Source organism: Streptomyces sp. NPDC012510 (assembly GCF_042955065.1).
GTDB lineage: Bacteria > Actinomycetota > Actinomycetes > Streptomycetales > Streptomycetaceae > Streptomyces.
The window spans coordinates 54,484-69,853 of sequence record NZ_JBIBEN010000029.1; the positions used below are offsets into that span (position 1 = coordinate 54,484).

Annotated in this window: 19 protein-coding genes; 11 read left to right on the plus strand and 8 right to left on the minus strand. The window is 70.7% G+C overall.

Translation table 11 applies throughout. From position 1 onward, the window contains the following. Positions 1 to 82 precede the first annotated feature (82 nt). Both ACFY9I_RS37085 and ACFY9I_RS37090 read left to right on the plus strand, forming a co-directional pair. A complete protein-coding gene (locus tag ACFY9I_RS37085; RefSeq protein WP_391010271.1) occupies positions 83 to 727 on the plus strand; it encodes a DUF5994 family protein in 645 nt (214 codons plus the stop codon). A gap of 5 nt (positions 728 to 732) precedes the next feature. Continuing rightward, positions 733 to 1,035, plus strand: a complete 303-nt coding sequence (locus ACFY9I_RS37090) for a hypothetical protein (RefSeq protein ID WP_391010274.1) — start codon at positions 733 to 735, stop codon at positions 1,033 to 1,035. 191 nt (positions 1,036 to 1,226) lie between these two features. Here the strand turns inward: ACFY9I_RS37090 and ACFY9I_RS37095 are convergent, their stop codons facing one another. The 4 genes from ACFY9I_RS37095 to ACFY9I_RS37110 all read right to left on the minus strand — a co-directional run bounded on the left by ACFY9I_RS37095 (position 1,227) and on the right by ACFY9I_RS37110 (position 3,846). Then, positions 1,227 to 1,550, minus strand: coding sequence for an SCO5918 family protein (locus ACFY9I_RS37095; protein WP_391010277.1), 324 nt, complete (start codon positions 1,548 to 1,550; stop codon positions 1,227 to 1,229). Positions 1,551 to 1,556: 6 nt separating this feature from the next. Next, positions 1,557 to 1,868: a hypothetical protein gene (locus tag ACFY9I_RS37100; RefSeq protein WP_391010280.1), complete on the minus strand. Its 312-nt coding sequence runs from the start codon at positions 1,866 to 1,868 to the stop codon at positions 1,557 to 1,559. A 101-nt stretch (positions 1,869 to 1,969) separates the two neighbouring features. Continuing rightward, positions 1,970 to 3,463, minus strand: a complete 1,494-nt coding sequence (locus ACFY9I_RS37105; protein WP_391010283.1) for a DEAD/DEAH box helicase — start codon at positions 3,461 to 3,463, stop codon at positions 1,970 to 1,972. A gap of 179 nt (positions 3,464 to 3,642) precedes the next feature. Then, complete coding sequence (locus ACFY9I_RS37110) at positions 3,643 to 3,846, minus strand: cold-shock protein (RefSeq protein WP_353692700.1); 204 nt, start codon at positions 3,844 to 3,846, stop codon at positions 3,643 to 3,645. 234 nt (positions 3,847 to 4,080) lie between these two features. Here ACFY9I_RS37110 and ACFY9I_RS37115 point away from each other — a divergent pair, with 234 nt between their 5' ends. Continuing rightward, the gene (locus ACFY9I_RS37115) at positions 4,081 to 4,851 is read left to right on the plus strand and encodes an aminoglycoside adenylyltransferase family protein (protein ID WP_391010287.1); all 771 of its coding nucleotides are present in this window, start codon (positions 4,081 to 4,083) and stop codon (positions 4,849 to 4,851) included. A gap of 334 nt (positions 4,852 to 5,185) precedes the next feature. Here ACFY9I_RS37115 and arsM read toward each other — a convergent pair whose 3' ends face one another. Next, complete coding sequence (gene arsM / locus ACFY9I_RS37120) at positions 5,186 to 6,076, minus strand: arsenite methyltransferase (RefSeq protein ID WP_391010290.1); 891 nt, start codon at positions 6,074 to 6,076, stop codon at positions 5,186 to 5,188. Between the two features lie 107 nt (positions 6,077 to 6,183). On the opposite strand from arsM, the gene ACFY9I_RS37125 reads away from it, so the two are divergent. From ACFY9I_RS37125 to ACFY9I_RS37135, 3 genes are read left to right on the plus strand one after another with little or no spacing between them, the layout of a single operon-like run. Beyond that, entirely contained in the window at positions 6,184 to 6,561 is a 378-nt protein-coding gene (locus ACFY9I_RS37125; protein ID WP_391010293.1) for a metalloregulator ArsR/SmtB family transcription factor, read from the plus strand. After that, positions 6,558 to 7,304, plus strand: a complete 747-nt coding sequence (locus ACFY9I_RS37130; RefSeq protein ID WP_391010296.1) for an aquaporin — start codon at positions 6,558 to 6,560, stop codon at positions 7,302 to 7,304. The genes ACFY9I_RS37125 and ACFY9I_RS37130 overlap by 4 nt, the downstream gene beginning before the upstream one ends. Before the next feature lie 25 nt (positions 7,305 to 7,329). Next, on the plus strand, positions 7,330 to 7,755 hold the full coding sequence (locus ACFY9I_RS37135; RefSeq protein ID WP_391010299.1) for an arsenate reductase ArsC: 426 nt from the start codon (positions 7,330 to 7,332) through the stop codon (positions 7,753 to 7,755). A gap of 6 nt (positions 7,756 to 7,761) precedes the next feature. On the opposite strand, the gene ACFY9I_RS37140 is transcribed toward ACFY9I_RS37135, so the two are convergent. Both ACFY9I_RS37140 and ACFY9I_RS37145 read right to left on the minus strand, forming a co-directional pair. Further along, the gene (locus tag ACFY9I_RS37140; protein ID WP_391010302.1) at positions 7,762 to 8,817 is read right to left on the minus strand and encodes a fatty acid desaturase; all 1,056 of its coding nucleotides are present in this window, start codon (positions 8,815 to 8,817) and stop codon (positions 7,762 to 7,764) included. A 313-nt stretch (positions 8,818 to 9,130) separates the two neighbouring features. Beyond that, a complete protein-coding gene (locus tag ACFY9I_RS37145) occupies positions 9,131 to 9,928 on the minus strand; it encodes a hypothetical protein (RefSeq protein ID WP_391010305.1) in 798 nt (265 codons plus the stop codon). Between the two features lie 183 nt (positions 9,929 to 10,111). Here ACFY9I_RS37145 and ACFY9I_RS37150 point away from each other — a divergent pair, with 183 nt between their 5' ends. The 5 genes from ACFY9I_RS37150 (at position 10,112) to amaP (ending at position 12,698) form a co-directional block, all read left to right on the plus strand. Then, a complete protein-coding gene (locus ACFY9I_RS37150) occupies positions 10,112 to 10,543 on the plus strand; it encodes an Asp23/Gls24 family envelope stress response protein (RefSeq protein WP_391010308.1) in 432 nt (143 codons plus the stop codon). Between the two features lie 74 nt (positions 10,544 to 10,617). Continuing rightward, positions 10,618 to 10,845, plus strand: coding sequence for a hypothetical protein (locus ACFY9I_RS37155; RefSeq protein WP_230215084.1), 228 nt, complete (start codon positions 10,618 to 10,620; stop codon positions 10,843 to 10,845). Next, positions 10,842 to 11,306 (plus strand): Asp23/Gls24 family envelope stress response protein, encoded by a 465-nt coding sequence (locus ACFY9I_RS37160; RefSeq protein ID WP_391010311.1) that lies wholly within the window; start codon positions 10,842 to 10,844, stop codon positions 11,304 to 11,306. The genes ACFY9I_RS37155 and ACFY9I_RS37160 overlap by 4 nt, the downstream gene beginning before the upstream one ends. Next, complete coding sequence (locus ACFY9I_RS37165) at positions 11,303 to 12,094, plus strand: DUF6286 domain-containing protein (protein WP_391010314.1); 792 nt, start codon at positions 11,303 to 11,305, stop codon at positions 12,092 to 12,094. The genes ACFY9I_RS37160 and ACFY9I_RS37165 overlap by 4 nt, the downstream gene beginning before the upstream one ends. 10 nt (positions 12,095 to 12,104) lie before the next feature. Continuing rightward, positions 12,105 to 12,698: an alkaline shock response membrane anchor protein AmaP gene (amaP, locus tag ACFY9I_RS37170; protein ID WP_391010317.1), complete on the plus strand. Its 594-nt coding sequence runs from the start codon at positions 12,105 to 12,107 to the stop codon at positions 12,696 to 12,698. 140 nt (positions 12,699 to 12,838) lie between these two features. Here amaP and ACFY9I_RS37175 read toward each other — a convergent pair whose 3' ends face one another. Further along, the gene (locus ACFY9I_RS37175) at positions 12,839 to 15,109 is read right to left on the minus strand and encodes a family 43 glycosylhydrolase (protein ID WP_391010320.1); all 2,271 of its coding nucleotides are present in this window, start codon (positions 15,107 to 15,109) and stop codon (positions 12,839 to 12,841) included. Positions 15,110 to 15,370 lie beyond the last annotated feature (261 nt).

The following is a 15,370-nucleotide window of genomic DNA, read 5'->3' on the forward strand; positions in this document are numbered from 1 at the left end:
ACACCGGCTTTCAGGCTCGTGTCGTTTTCGGCGATCGAATACACCGGGCCGGTCGTGATCGGCCCGGGGCAGGGTCCGCGTCATGACCGTGACCATTTCCCACCCGCCGGCACCGGCAGCCTCGGTCGCTGACCGTTTCTCCTCGACCTCGCCCCGTCTGTCGTTGGCTCCCGTCGGTCCCGCGCCGGCGCTGCTGGACGGCGCGTGGTGGCCCCGCTCCCGCGATCTCGGGGCGGAACTCCTCTCTCTGACGGCCGTACTGGACCCGCTGTGGGGGCGGATCACCCGGGTGACGGTGAATCCCGTCCACTGGCCGGTCGTGCCGCGCAAGGTGCCCGTCGCGGGACACGTGGTGAAAGTGGGCTGGTTCCGGTCGGAGCAGGACCCGCACGAACTGTTGTTGCTCTCCTACCATGTGGGCCGCTGGAACCTCCTGGTGATCCCACCGCAGACGCCCGCCGTATCGGCAGCCCGGCTGATGGCCGCCGCGAGCGACCCCCTGGGCACGTCGACCGCGAGCCGGTTGATGGAGGAGGAGGCGCGCCTGCGGACGGTGGCGGAGACCGACCGGGCCGGGGAGGCGGTCTGGGAGTCCGAAGGGGGACATGAGGCCGGTGATCAGGCTGTACGGTCGCGGATCCCGACCATGACCGATGTGGCGGCCGCCATGAGCGCCATGACGGCCGCTATGAGCGCGGCGATGCCGCGACAGCCGACGGGAAGGTGAGAACCGTGGAGACTTTCCTGACCGTGATCGTGATCATCGCGGTGATCGCTTTCGGTGCTCTCCTCATCCACCGGCTCAACTCACAGCACGGCGACCGTATTGCCGCCTTCCACTACGGCCACTCCAGGACGCCTGTGGCGGGACCGCCACCGTCGGTTCCGCAGAAGGCCCGTGTCCGGGCGGGGACGACCGGCACGGGCCGTCAGCATGACGCCGGACGTGGACGGTTCCGCCACCGCCTCCGGCGCCGCACCCCTGAGGGCGGTGCGAGCGCCCGCCCGGACCGCCCGGACAGGGCCCACCCCTAAAGCGTGTTGCAGAAGGCTTGGCGGCGACCGGTCGTCCGCCATCGCCGTCCGGGCCCGGCCGGAACCCTCCAGGACACGATGCCCAGGTCAGGTGCCCCCACGCGCGTCCCCGGCCGGTCGTTCCACGGCGCTTTCCCGGACACCACTAGCTTCCGGCGGGTGGCCGAGCCGGGTGCCTCCGCCGCGAGGCGTCACGCGTTCCGCGGGTCAGGGTTCCCGAGCAGTGCCGAGGCGACCTGGAGGGGGCTGAGGGCGACCCGGGCCGAGGGCGGCGCGGCCCGGGGGCCGGCGTGGCAGGTGAAGCCGAGGCGGACCATGGCCCGGACCACCTCGCCGCCACTGAAGTCGCGGCGGTCCTGCCGGGTGATGACCTCACCGACCTGCTTGACGGGATACCGGCGGCGGCCGATGGTCACGGAGTCACCGGTGACGATCTCGGGTTTGACGCCCGCCATCGAGGTGAGCACTCCGACCCTGGTCAGTTCGAACGGGTACTGGGCAATGACACAGCGCATGATGCCTCACTGGGGAAAAGGAAGAGGGGCTGACGATCGGGCAGGGAACGGTCCGACGAGGACGTCCCGCAGGCGGACGCGGTCCGTATAGGCGGAGCTGCCGAGGTGCACGGCGAGTTCGGCCCGGGAGACCGAGCCGGTGCGCTCGTCGTCCCCGTCGCACAGGAGCAGGTGCTCCACACCGGCACCGGCCATGACGGACAGGGCGACCTCGACGGTCATGTCGTCACCGACCCGCAGCTCGGTCGTGTCCGGGTGACCGGCCCAGTTCGCGAACTGGGGAGCGATGGGGCCTCGATGCGTCTGAACCGGTGTCACGGCTGCCTCCTGCGGTACGAGTGGACGTTCTGGTCGGTTCTGGTCGAGACGGCTCCGCACGGGCCGCCGGCCCGCCGGGTCGACAGCGGCCCGCCGACACGTCACGCGGCGCGGCGCTTGCCCGCGGACCGGCCCCGAGCGGTGCGGCCTCGTCGGCCCCGGGTCGAGGCCGGCGCACCGGTCTCGCCCCGGCGGGCCGGCTCCGCGGTCGGCGCGGTGACGACGACCGGGACACCGGAGGGGGCCTGCGCGCCGGTGATGCGGCTCAGCGCCGCCTCGCCCGAGCGCACCGCGGTGGTCGTCGGGTTGATGCCGGCCGAGGCCATCAACCGGCTCATGTCGCGGCGTTGACCGGGGGTGACCAGGGTGACGACCCTGCCGGACGCGCCAGCGCGGGCCGTGCGGCCGCCGCGGTGCAGGTAGTCCTTGTGGTCGCCGGGCGGGTCCACGTTGACGACCAGGTCGAGGTCGTCGACGTGGATGCCGCGTGCTGCGACGTTGGTGGCCACCAGCACCGTGACATGACCGTCCTTGAACTGGGCCAGGGTCCGGTTGCGCTGCGGCTGGGACCTGCCGCCGTGCAGAGCGGCGGCGCGGACGCCGCTGCCCAGGAGGTCTCTGGTCAGCCGGTCCACCGCGTGCTTGGTGTCCAGGAACATGATCACCTGGCCGTCCCGCGCCGCGATCTCGGTCGTCGTGCGGTGCTTGTCCGCCTCGTGCACATGGAGGACGTGGTGCTCCATCGTGGTGACGGCACCCGCCGACGGGTCGACGGAGTGGACCACCGGGTCGGTCAGGTAGCGGCGGACCAGCAGGTCGACGTTGCGGTCCAGGGTGGCCGAGAAGAGCATGCGCTGGCCGCCGGGACGCACCTGGTCGAGCAGAGCGGTGACCTGGGGCATGAACCCCATGTCGGTCATCTGGTCGGCCTCGTCCAGGACGGTGACGGCGACGTCGCCCAGTCGGCACTCACCTCGGTCGATGAGGTCCTTGAGCCGTCCCGGCGTCGCGACGACGACCTCCGCCCCGGCCCGCAGCGCGTTCGCCTGCCTGCCGATCGACATCCCGCCGACCACGGTGGTCAGCCGCAGCCGTACGGCGCGGGCATACGGGGTGAGCGCGTCGGTGACCTGCTGGGCGAGCTCGCGGGTGGGCACCAGGACGAGAGCCAGCGGCTGCCGCGGCTCGGCGCGGCGCCCCGCCGTACGGGCCAGCACCGGGAGGCCGAAGGCGAGGGTCTTGCCGGAACCCGTGCGGCCGCGGCCGAGTACGTCACGGCCGGCCAGGGAGTTCGGCAGGGTCGCCGCCTGGATCGGGAACGGCACGGTCACGCCTTCGTGGCCGAGCGCGGCCAACAGCGGTGCGGGCATGGCCAGTTCGGTGAACGACTCGACTGCGGGCAGTGCGGGCGCGATCGTCTTCGGCAGTGCGAAGTCGCCGCCGGGCGCGGCGTTTCGGCCGCCGCCGGGGCCCTTGGGCCTGGCCGTGGGACGGTGCCGGGTGCCGGAGCGGCCCGCGGCGGAGCCCTCGAAGCGGTCGTAAGTGCGGGTGGTGCGGGTCGTGCGTGTACTGCGTGACGGGCGTGCTCGGTTCATGCGGGACCTTCCTCGATGCGGGCGCGTATCAAGGAATTCCCGCAGCACGATGAACGGCGCAGAGAATCGCGAGAACGGACCGAAGACAACAGGGGCGAATCCCCCCTGGAAATGCGGCGAGCCGGGGCCCGCACCCCAAGGTGCGGGCCCCAGCTGCGAAGTATGCGTCAGAGCCGGTGTCAGGCCGGAACGATGTTCTCGGCGGTCGGGCCCTTCTGGCCCTGAGCGATGTCGAACGACACCTTCTGGCCTTCCTGCAGCTCGCGGAAGCCCTGCGTGGCGATGCTCGAGTAGTGGGCGAAGACGTCGGCGCCGCCGCCGTCCTGCGCGATGAAGCCGAAACCCTTTTCGGCGTTGAACCACTTCACAGTGCCGGTAGCCATGTCATTTCTCCTTCGGAAACGGCCCGGAGTACACGTTGTGCGGACCCCGTGTCGCCGCGATGATCAACCCGCCGGAAAATGAACCCTTTTGGCAACCACAACTGCAACCTGATGCGACAGTAGCACGGCGTGCTCGCACACGGGCCGGGAATAATTCCGTGCGCTTTCTTGTTCGCCCCCACGGATTCGTGGATTTACCGCCCGCGGTGTCGCGGTTCAGGAGACGCTGATGCAGTGAATCAGGTTCAGGAGATCGTGGGGTTGGTCGACGGTGTGCTGGGCCAAGATGTCATCGGCAGCTACCTCCACGGCTCCTCCGTGCTCGGCGGACTCAAACCGGCCAGCGACGTGGACGTGCTGGTGGTCTCCCGGCGGCGAATGGACGAGCAGGATCGACGGGCACTCCTCGGTGGACTGCTCCGGATCTCCGGCTCCCGAAACAAGGTCCGCCCGGTCGAGCTCACCGTGGTCGTCCAGTCCGAGGTCCGGCCGTGGCGGTACCCGCCGACCGGCGACTTCCTCTACGGCGAGTGGCTGCGTGCGGAGTACGAGGCCGGGGAGGTCCCCCAGCCGGAGCCGATGCCCGATCTGGCCCTGCTGATCACTATGGCGCTGACCGGCGACCACCCCCTCACCGGCCCGCGCCCGGCGCAGGTCCTCGACCCGGTCCCGCAGACCGACCTGGTCAGGGCGAGCGTGGCGGGTATCCCCGGCCTCCTCGACGACCTGGACAGCGACACCCGCAACGTCCTGCTGACCTTCGCCCGCATCTGGACCACGCTCGCCATTGGCCAGATCAAGTCGAAGGACGCCGCCGCCGACTGGGCCCTCGCCCAGCTCCCGCCCGAGCACCGCCCCGCCCTCGAGCACGCCAGGCAGCTCTATCTCAACTGCCCCTACTCCGAGGAGAGCTGGAGTGAGGCATTGCAGGCGCAGGTGCGTCCGCATGTGGTCCGCGTGCTCGCTGAGATCGACCGGTTGCGCGCCCGAACCCCGCGGGTGTGAGGGCCGGTGCCTGAAGTCCCGGGTGCCGAACATGACGCGGTGGTCCACCTGTGTCCTGCCACGCCCTCCAGAGGATGAGCGGCGCGGCGGCGGCCAAGTTGCACACCGCACACGCCCAGGCCGGTCCGGTAACCAGCAAGGCGCACCTCGGCCAGGCCGAGGCGGACGCCCACGCACCGCAGGGAGCGAGCAGGAGCCGGATCCGTCGGGCGAAGCGACACTGGAAGGTCGCCGCCATGGCGCTCGCCCACCGGCCGCACGAACCGCGCCCCCACCACCGCATGGCGGTACCGCACTCACCGCATCAGGCTCGGCCGCGTCCTGCGGCGGCCGGTCAGCCCTGGCAGCCGCATCCGGAAGCGGCCTTGGCCTCGGCCACCGTGGTCGAGGGATCGGCGGCGCGCTCGTCCGAGGTGCAGCAGGCGGCCACGCCACAGCACGTGTCCGTCGACGTGGCCGAGACACCTGGCTCGGCGGCGCCGGAGGGCTTGACCGCACGGACGATGGCGGAGTGCATGCCCTCGGCGACCGGGTGGGTCGGGGTGATCTCGACGTCCGTGAAGCCGGCGGCTTCCAGGCCCTCCCGGTACTCGGTGAAGGACAGCGCGCCGGCGATGCAGCCGGCGTAGTCCCCGCGCCGGGCCCGCTGGTCGGGTGTGAGGGCGTCGTCCGCGACGACGTCCGAGACACCGAAGCGGCCACCGGGCTTCAGGACGCGGAACGTCTCGGCGAAGACGGCGGGCTTGTCGACGGACAGGTTGATCACGCAGTTGGAGATCGCCACGTCGACGGTCCCGGCAGGGAGCGGGATCGCCTCGATCGTGCCCTTGAGGAACTCGACATTGGTGGCACCCGCCTTCTGCGCGTTGGCCAGGGCGAGGGCAAGCATCTCGTCGGTCATGTCGAGCCCGTACGCCTTGCCGGTCGGACCGACGCGCCGTGCGGAGAGCAGTACGTCGATCCCGCCGCCGGACCCGAGGTCGAGGACACGTTCCCCGGTACGGAGTTCGGCCACGGCGGTGGGGTTGCCGCAGCCGAGGGAGGCGGCGAGGGCCTCGGCGGGCAGGGTGTCGCGGTCGTCGGCGGCGTAGAGGGCGGAGCCGTTCGCGTCGGCCTCGACCGGCTCTGGCCCGCAGCAGGCGTCTCCGCCCTCGGTGACCTTCACGGCTGCGGCGGCGTAGCGCTGTCGGACGGCTTCGCGTAGGTCGGTGGACTGCTTGTTCATGGCGTGACTCCGGGGTGAGAGGGGGCATGGCGGTGCCCCGAACGGCCTGTATTGATGTTCATTGATTCAACCTTGCGCCTTGGATCGAAAAACGTCAACATAGAGAAATGTCAAAACAAGAGCTTGAGGTTCTCGGTCAGGACGCCGACTGCTGCACAGGAGTGTCCGAGGCGCCGCTCACCGACGAGCGAGCGGCGGAGCTGGCCAAGGTCTTCAAAGCGCTCGGTGACCCGGTCCGGCTGCGCCTTCTGTCGATGATCGCCTCCCGTGGAGCAGGCGGCGAGACCTGCGTCTGCGAGCTCACCCCCGCCTTCGACCTCGCCCAGCCGACGATCTCCCACCACCTCAAGCTCCTGCGCCAGGCGGGCCTCATCGACTGCGAGCGCAGGGGCACCTGGGTGTACTACTGGGTGCTGCCCGGCGCCCTGGACCGGCTCGCCGTGTTCCTCACGACACCGACCGCGGCGGCCGAGGCACCCGCGTGACCGCCCCGCTCCGCCGCCGTGCCCTGGCCGAGGCCGTCGGCTCGGCCGCACTGGTCGCGGTGGTGGTCGGCTCCGGCATTCAGGCCACCCAGCTGTCGCGAGACGTCGGTGTGCAACTGCTGGCCAATTCGCTGGCGACCGTCTTCGGTCTGGGAGTGCTCATCGCGCTGTTCGGCCCGGTCTCCGGAGCCCACTTCAACCCCGTCGTGACCCTCCTGGCCTGGTTCACAGGTCGCCGCGCAGGCGAAGGACTCACCGCGCGGGACGTGGCCGCCTACGTCCCGGCCCAGATCGCGGGAGCGACAGCGGGCGCGGTCCTGGCCGACGCCATGTTCGGCGAGCCGTTGGTGCGCTGGTCGACGCACGACCGATCGGCGGTCCACCTCCTGCTCGGTGAGGTCGTGGCCACCGCCGGCCTCGTCTTCCTGATCTTCGGCCTGGCCCGGGTCGGCCGTGCCCACACAGCCCCGGTCGCCGTCGCCTCGTACATCGGCGCGGCCTACTGGTTCACGTCCTCGACGTCGTTCGCGAACCCGGCGGTGACGATCGGCCGGGCCTTCACGGACACCTTCGCCGGCATCGCGCCCGGCTCCGTCGCCCCGTTCATCACGGCACAGGCACTCGGCGCCGTACTCGGACTGGCGCTCGCCGCCGGAGTCTTCGGCCGGCGCCCGGCTCCTGCGCAGTCCGATGCCGTCGCCGTGCACGACGAGCGCGAAGTCGCCGCCCCCGCCCTCCCCTGATCCATCGCCCAGGAAGGCCCTCACCATGAGTGCTCCCGCCGCCGCCAAGCCCTCCGTCCTCTTCGTGTGCGTCCACAACGCCGGCCGTTCCCAGATGGCCGCGGCCTTCCTGACGCACCTGGCCGGAGACGCGGTGGAGGTCCGCTCTGCCGGTTCGGCGCCCGCCGACACGGTCAACCCCGCTGTCGTGGAGGCGATGAACGAATCGGGCATCGACATCTCCGCCGAGACCCCGAAGATCCTCACCGTCGAGGCCGTCCGCGCATCGGACGTCGTGATCACCATGGGCTGCGGCGACACCTGCCCGGTCTTCCCCGGCAGGACCTACCTGGACTGGAAGGTGGACGACCCGGCCGGGCAGGGCGTCGACGCCGTACGCCCCATCCGTGACGAGGTCGAAGGTCGCGTCCGGGGCCTGCTCGCCGACCTCGGTGTGAGGCCGCGCGTATGACAACGGCTAACGCACGGCTACGGCGGGGACGCGTGCGTGCCGGAGCGGTGCTCCCGCCCGGTGGAGACTGGCGAGGGCCAGCCGGTAGGAGGTGAGCAGCCCGGTCTCCACGTACTCCACGCCCAGTTCCTCGCAGTAGCGCCTGACGATGGTCCGGGCCTGGCGCAGGTTGGGGCTGGGCATGCTGGGGAACAGGTGGTGCTCGATCTGGTGGTTCAGCCCGCCCAGGGCGATGTCGGTGAACCTGCCGCCGCGCACGTTGCGTGAGGTGAGCACCTGGCGGCGGAGGAAGTCCGGGCGGTCTTCGCCGGTCAGGATCGGCATGCCCTTGTGGTTGGGTGCGAAGAGGGAGCCCAGGTAGACGCCGAACAGGGCCTGGTGGACGGCGATGAAGGCGATCGCCGTGGTGGGCGGCAGCAGCCAGAGCAGGACGGTCACATAGACCGCGAAGTGTACGAACAGCAGGGCGCCGTCGAGGGGTCGGTGCTTGAGCGAGCGGTTGGCCAGCGCCTTCACGCTCGACACATGCAGGTTGAAGCCCTCCAGTGTGAGCAGCGGGAAGAACAGGAACGCCTGCCAGCGGCCGATCAGACGGGGGAGTCCTTTGGCGGCCCTGGCCTGGTCCTGGGACCAGACCAGCAGGTCGGGGTCGAGGTCGGGGTCGAGTTCCTCGTGGTTGGGGTTGGCGTGGTGGCGGGTGTGCTTGTCCTGCCACCATCCGTAGCCCATACCGATCCCGGTACCGGCGATCCGTCCGGACACCTCGCTGGCCCTGCGTCGGCGGAACACCTGGCGATGGGCCGCGTCGTGGGCGAGCAGGGCGACCTGGCCGAAGACCACGGCCAGAAACGCGGCGACCGCCAGGGTCCACCAACTGTCGCCGACGAGTGCGACGGCGGCCCACCCCATGACGTAGAGCCCGGCCACAGCGGTGATCCGCAGCGCGTAGTAGCCGGGGCGGCGTTCCATCAGGCCGGCATCGGCGATCTTTCTCGACAATCGGGCGAAGTCACTGCCGGAAGTCCTCGGGGGCGGGAGGCCGGCCGTCGTATTGCTGCTCATGATGATGAAACTCTTCTCCGAAGGAGGCAGATGGCTCGGTGCCGCCTTAAGAGCCGCTGAGACCGGGCCGCTGGGAGGAAGGCGCCTCTCCACGTCGGTACGCGCGTCGCGCGACCGCGGAGAGAGGACGACGTCTGCTTCGCCGGCCGCAGCCGCGCAGACCTCTTGTCCCCACGCGGGTTCCCTGCCAGGCAGGTCTCACACCGTGCCAGGGCAGGGCTCCTGGAGCGATCCGCGCGCATCCGCGGCGGACGAGTCGACCGGTGGCGCCCGACATGGGGCCCGTGCGGGACGTCCTCCGGTCGACCTGCACTCATGTCTCCGTGATGAGGACGGCGACGGTGACCGGGCCCGTCGTGGCACCGGCGGCCGCGGCGGCCACCGCCTTCCGGACGGCGCGGGCGACGTGCAGGGGATGGTGTCCGGGGGCTACCGCGAAGTGGATCTCGATGTGCCGGCCGGGCGGATCGATCTGGTCATGCAGCCTGACCGGACCGCTTCCCAGCACGGCGGTGAGGCGGGCGACGCCGGGAACCCCCGCCGCTACATCCGCGATCTCCTCGACGGGCCCCTGCCCGGACCCCTTTCCGGCCACCGGGTGCGAGCCGCGTGCGGCTGTGCCTTCCGGCGCCGACCTCATGTCCCTCGTCGCGGCCCGCGATGTCACTTCAGTCTTCGGGCTTTCGTCCGGGCCCTCGTCCGTGCCCTCGTCCGGGCCCTCATGGAGATCCGAAATCCGCAGGTCGGCTGTCGCGGTGGCCAGGCCGAGCCGTTCGGCGGCCGCGTGGAGCAGGGCGCTCCTCAACTGGTCGGCGGCCTCGGGCAGCGGCTGCCCGAGGGATGCCGTGAAGGCGGCCTCGATCCTGAGCGGGCCAGGCGGTAGCGCGCTGGCGGGCGCAGGGACGGCCGGTTCGGACACGGGCTCCAGCGGTACCGGCCCGATGCGCAGGGTCCCCAGCCGGACACCGGGAATCTCAGCGGCCGCGCGCCCGAGGGCCCGTACGGCGGCCTGCTCGGTGATCCATGCCCCGTCCTCGGGCCCGCCGAGCGGCAGCAGTCGGCCCAGGGCGAGCTGGTTCCGTACTGCCTGCGTCCACGCGTCGGTTCTCACCGTTGTCTCACCCTCCTTCTTCCGTGGCCACTGCTCATTTCCGGCTTGCCCAGGCCGATCGCCCGATCGCCCGATCGCCTGGCCATTTCGTCACATGATTCGTAAATCATGTCAAGTAGTACTAACGCGAATATACTTGCATCTATGAGTGCTGTGTGAGCCTCACGAGGGAGGAATATCCCGATGACTGAGAACACCGGCGTAGGACACGGTGGTGCGCCCGGTTCTCGCGGCCGGACATCCATCGCCGACGTGGTGGTGGAGAAGATCGCCGGAATGGCGGCACGGGACGTGCTCGGCGTCCATGCCCTGGGCAGCGGCTTCGCGCGCTCGATGGGGTCCATGCGGGAGCGGATGCCTGGCGCTGGCAGCGGCAAGTCCGTCACCCGCGGGGTCGAGGTCGAGGTCGGTGAGCTGCAGGCGGCCGTCGACCTGGAGATCGTCGTCGACTACGGCGTCTCGATCACGGACGTCGCCGGTGACGTGCGGGAGAACGTGATCTCCGCGGTGGAGCGGATGGCGGGTCGGGAAGTCGTGGAAGTCAACATCACGGTCAGCGACGTGAAGCTGCCGGACGAGGAGGACGAAGAAGCAGAGCGGCAGCGGGTCCAGTAGCCGGAGCGGAGCCCGCACCGGGGCGGGGCAGCCCGCACGGGGCGGGGCAGCCCGCTTGAATGAAGGAGCGCGTGATGAGCAGGGCCGTGGTGGGCTTGATTGCCGGTATGGCGCTTGGTTTCGCCGCGTATTTCGGTGACTTCTGGGCGTTCCTGCTGGTCCTGGGGCTGGGCGTCGTCGGTCTCGTGGTCGGGCGGTTCATGGAAGGTGATCTCGAACCGGGCGACTTCGTCCGCCGCCGGGACCGGCAGGAGCGGATCAGCGATGACCGGCGACGGGCTCGGGAAGACTGGCGACGGTGACCGGTGAGGCAGGCCCGCGTCCAGGCGTCCCCCGCAGGGAGCGCGGCGCGATCACCGTCGCCGACCGGGTCGTGGCGAAGACCGCTGCCCGGGTCGCGCGCGAGGTGCTGAGCCGGTTCACCGAGTCGACCGGCCACGTACCACCCGACCGCCGGACACCGCACGTGACCGCATACGTGCGACGGGCCCCGGAGCGGGACACCCGGGGACGGGACACCGAGGGGCGGGACATCGAACCCGCCGCGGGACGGCAGGCGGTGCTCGGCGAGGCACAGGTGCACATCACCGTCGAACTCGGCTATCCGTCCGCCATCGGCGAACAGTGCGCCGCGGTGCGCCGGGAGGTCACCGAGCGGCTCAGGACCTGGGCCGGCATGGAGGTGTCCGACCTGGTGGTGTCGGTCGAGAGGCTGCACTCGGCGCATTCGGGGCGGCCCTCGGGCATGGAGAGGGTGAGATGAGCACGAACCCCTGGCGGCAGCCGACCGGCGACAGCGGCCCTCCCACCGACTCCGGACCGCACGCTCCGCCTGCCCATGGATCGACGGCTGCATCCGCCGACGGCAGTCCTGGGCCGGACGAGGAGACGGGCGCGGACGGGACGGCGGCGGGGCCCGGAGCAGTCGCGGATGGGACGGGGGCGGAAGACGGAGCAGTCGCGGATGGGACGGCGGCGGAGGACGGAGCAGGCCGGCCGCCACGCCGTTTCTGGTCGGCGCGACGGCTCCCCGCGGCCCTGGTGGCCCTGGTGTCGGCCGTGGCCGTCGGACTGCTCCTGTACGACGTGGTCGCGGTGCGGGCAGGCCGGACCGCGATGAGCTGGCGACGGCGGCTCGCCGACGAACTGGCCACACGGCCCCTGGACGACACCTGGATGATCGTCGGGGCCGCCGTGGCGATGGCCCTCGGCCTGTGGCTCTTCCTCCTGGCGGTGACGCCGGGGCTGCGCAGGCTGCTCCCCATGCGCCGGCCCACCGGTATCCCCCGGACGGAGGAGGTCCGCGCCGGGCTCGACCGACGCGCGGTCGCCCTGATTCTGCGTGACCGGGCCATGCGGGTACCCGGTGTCCGGTCGGTGCGGGTCGCTGTCGGCCGCCGCAAGGTCAAGGCCCGGGCGCGGGCACATTTCCGTGAACTCGGGGAGGTCCGCAAAGACCTGGAAGCCACGCTCGGGGAAACCATGACGTCCTTGCGTCTCGCCCGGCGCCCCGTGCTGACCGTGCGCGTCCGGCGCCCGAAGAAGGACTGAGGCGATCCTGATGCTCAAGACGGTGAACCGGGTGCTGCTGGGGCTTCTCGGCCTCGGACTGTTCGCCCTGGGCGGCGGCGTACTGCTGGGCGGGCTTGACCTGCAGCGCCACTGGGACTTCGCAATGCCGGGCTGGTGGCCCTTCCGCGGGCCGGCCGACGTGGTGCTGGGCGTCGAGGGACGCACCCGGTGGCGGGAGGAGGGCTGGTGGTGGCCGACCGTCATCGCGGTGCTCGCCGTGCTGCTGGTCCTGCTGCTGTGGTGGCTCCTCGCACAACGCGGACACCGCCTGGGCCAGGTCCTCGTCGACAGCGAGGACGGCGAGGCGGCCCGGCTCAACGGCCGCACCCTGGAGGACGTCATCGAGCAGGAGGCGCAAGCCCTGGACGGGGTCTCGCGGGCCCAGGTACGGCTGGCGGGCCGACGTACCGCTCCCACCGCACGCGTACGGCTGATGCTGGAGCCCCATGCCGATCCAGCGCTGACCCTGGGGCGACTGAGCCGGGAAACGCTCGCACACGCGCGGGACGCGGCCGGCCTGGACCGCCTCCCCTCGAAGGTACGGCTCCGGGAAGCCCGCCACCGCGCCCGACGCACCGCCTGAGTACCGCCCCCTGGGCCGAAGCCGCTCGGGGCAATCGGCGGCGAGGCGTCCAGCCGCGGCCTCAGCTGCCCGGGCGGACGGAACGCCAGGGCGGCACCCCCAGCTGGGGGTGCCGCCCTTCTGCCGCGTCAGGGGAGCGGTCAGGCCCAGGGATTGACCGCCTTGAAGGAACTGTCGGCGCGGAACGTGGCGGTGTCCTGGAAGGGGTCGATGCGCAGCTCGTAGTTGTAGTGGCGGAGGAAGCGGCCGGGGTAGTTGAACGACTCCAGGCCGACCGAGCCGGTGACGGAACCCGGCCGGGCGCAGAAGGTGGCGTCCTTGGTGAAGACGGCCGTGCCGTTGCTCGCGTCGAGGCGGATTCGGTAGTCCTTGTGGCGCAGGTAGCGGCCGGACGCGTCGCGGAACGAGTAGCAGGTGGGGTCGGCCAGGCCGGGGACGATGGTGAAGGTGGCGCTCTGCTTGACCGTCGGGGTGCTGGAGGCGGTGACCGGGTCCAGGTAGGCGAGGTTGTCGGAGCGGACGGCGGCGTAGCGGCCGGGGAAGTTGACCGACTGGAGCGAGCGGTTGGTGTGCGTCGGCAGGGTGGCGCCGACGGAGACCGGGTCGATGCTGCTCAGGGTGGGGACGACCTTCTTGATCAGGCCGGCGGAGTCGAACTCCAACTTGTCGACGGTGGTTTCGCGATGGGTGCCGTCGCCGCCGGGGATGGCGAAACGGTGGTAGGCGATGTACCAGTCGTCGGTGCCCGGCACCTGCACCACGGAGTGGTGGCCGGGCCCCTTGATGCCCAGGTCCAGGCGCTTCTCCAGGATCACTCCTCGCTTGGTCCAGGGCCCGGTGGGTGAGGAGCCGGTGGCGTAGGCGACGCGGTAGTTCTCGTCCCGGGTGTCGTTCTCCGACCACATGAAGTAGTAGGTGCCGGCGCGCTTGATGACGAAGGTGCCCTCGTTGTAGCCGCTGGGGGTGATGTTGGTGACCTTCGAGGCGTCGAAGGAGACCATGTCGTCGTTCAGCGGCACGACGTACGCCCGGCCGTTGCCCCAGTAGAGGTAGTGCTTGCCGTCGTCGTCGGTGAAGACCGCCGGGTCGATCATCTGGCCGGTGAAGGCACCGCGGGCGATCAGCGGCTTGCCCAGGGGGTCCTTGAACGGGCCGGTGGGCGAGTCGGAGACCGCGACGCCGATGTTCGTGTCGGCGGAGTAGTAGAAGTAGTACTTGCCGTTCTTCTCGGTCGCCGTCGGGGCCCAGGCGCGGGCGTCGGCCCAGCTGACGTCGGGTCCGAGGTCCAGGATGACGCCGTGGTCCGTCCAGTGGACCAGGTCCTTGGAGGAGTACGCCTTGAACTGCGTGCCGCTCCATCCCGCGAAGCCGTCGGTGGTCGGGTACATGTAGAAGGTGTCGCCGAACCGGACGATGTTCGGGTCGGCGGTGAGCCCCGGCAGGACCGGGCTCTTCATGATCAGCGCCTCGACCGTCCAGGTGCGTTTCCCGCCGTCGGAGTCGGTCACCTCGTACGTCACGGGCTGGGTGAAGTCGCGCGGGGTGCCGGAGGCGGGGCTGATGGACGCGCCCTGGGCGATGGTGAACCGCGGGGCGAGCGTGGTGAGGTCGGTGCCCTCGGTCAGCGGGAGGGTGATCTTGCTGTTGGCGTCGTCGACGATGGCGTCGATCTTCAGCCTGGGGTGGGTGGCCGCGCCGATGCCCGTGGTGTTTCCGCTGATGTCGAGAACCTCGGCGGGTGCCAGCGCGCGGTCGTAGACCCGGAAGTCCCGGATCTTGCCCTTGAAGAGCTTGTCACTGCTGTAGACCGACTTGCCGATGTAGTTGGCCGTGGTGATGCCGGACCCGATGGAACCGGGGGTGAGGGTGACCGACGTGTTGCGGGCCTTCTCCACGCCGTCCTCGTAGAGGACGCCCGTGGTGCCGGTCTGGGTGTAGGTGACGTGCTTCCAGACCGAGCGCTGCAGCGCGGCGGAGGTCTGGGTGTTCTGCTCGGTGGACGAGTTCCCGGAGGCGATCGCGGCCCTGAACGAGTTGCCGGTGGTGAACAGGTACCCGTTGCCGGCGCCGCTGCTCGCGGTGTTGCCGAAGCCGTAGAGGAAGTACGGCGTGGCCTGGGTGGCGTCGATCTGCACGTCCATCGAGACGGTGATCGAGTTCATGCCGCTCATGATGTTGTCCGGCACCTTGACGTAGGTGTCGGATCCGTTGAACGTCAGCCCCTGTCCGTTGCCCGACCAGCCCGCGGTGCCGTTGACGGTACCGTTCCTGCCGTTGCCCGAGGAGTCCACCGCCACGGTGCCCGAGGCAGCGTCGAGTTTGTACCAGAGAGCGAGGCCGTCGGTGATCTCCGCCGCTTGGGCGGGGGCCGCCGGGCCGGCCAGGCCCATGAGGAGTGAGGCGACGGCCACGACGGCCCCCGCCCGGGCAGGAGCGCCCGGCCGGAATCTCCGAAGGCCCTGAGGTCTCACGCTGTGCATGGTTCACATCCCCTGAAGAAGACATGCCTGAGGAGCGGGACGCGGCACCTCGGCCGAGGTGCCGCGTCCCGCCGGGATTACATCTGGTGTCGCGTTGCGCTCGCGGGGTGGGATGCCGGCGCCCTTTCCCGATCACGGGCGGGCGGCAGGGGGGCGACGCCCCCCTGCCGGGGCGTCGCCCGAGGGCGCCGG

Bases quoted from the DNA above. Each gene is read 5' to 3' on its own strand.
- ACFY9I_RS37125 (WP_391010293.1), top strand. From the start codon at position 6,184: ATGTCAAAACAAGAGCTTGAGGTTCTCGGTCAGGACGCCGACTGCTGC.
- ACFY9I_RS37110 (WP_353692700.1), bottom strand. From the start codon at position 3,846: ATGGCTACCGGCACTGTGAAGTGGTTCAACGCCGAAAAGGGTTTCGGC.
- ACFY9I_RS37095 (WP_391010277.1), bottom strand. From the start codon at position 1,550: ATGCGCTGTGTCATTGCCCAGTACCCGTTCGAACTGACCAGGGTCGGA.
- ACFY9I_RS37135 (WP_391010299.1), top strand. From the start codon at position 7,330: ATGAGTGCTCCCGCCGCCGCCAAGCCCTCCGTCCTCTTCGTGTGCGTC.
- ACFY9I_RS37105 (WP_391010283.1), bottom strand. From the start codon at position 3,463: ATGAACCGAGCACGCCCGTCACGCAGTACACGCACGACCCGCACCACC.
- ACFY9I_RS37165 (WP_391010314.1), top strand. From the start codon at position 11,303: ATGAGCACGAACCCCTGGCGGCAGCCGACCGGCGACAGCGGCCCTCCC.
- ACFY9I_RS37085 (WP_391010271.1), top strand. From the start codon at position 83: ATGACCGTGACCATTTCCCACCCGCCGGCACCGGCAGCCTCGGTCGCT.
- ACFY9I_RS37155 (WP_230215084.1), top strand. From the start codon at position 10,618: ATGAGCAGGGCCGTGGTGGGCTTGATTGCCGGTATGGCGCTTGGTTTC.
- ACFY9I_RS37140 (WP_391010302.1), bottom strand. From the start codon at position 8,817: ATGAGCAGCAATACGACGGCCGGCCTCCCGCCCCCGAGGACTTCCGGC.
- arsM (WP_391010290.1), bottom strand. From the start codon at position 6,076: ATGAACAAGCAGTCCACCGACCTACGCGAAGCCGTCCGACAGCGCTAC.
- ACFY9I_RS37150 (WP_391010308.1), top strand. From the start codon at position 10,112: ATGACTGAGAACACCGGCGTAGGACACGGTGGTGCGCCCGGTTCTCGC.
- amaP (WP_391010317.1), top strand. From the start codon at position 12,105: ATGCTCAAGACGGTGAACCGGGTGCTGCTGGGGCTTCTCGGCCTCGGA.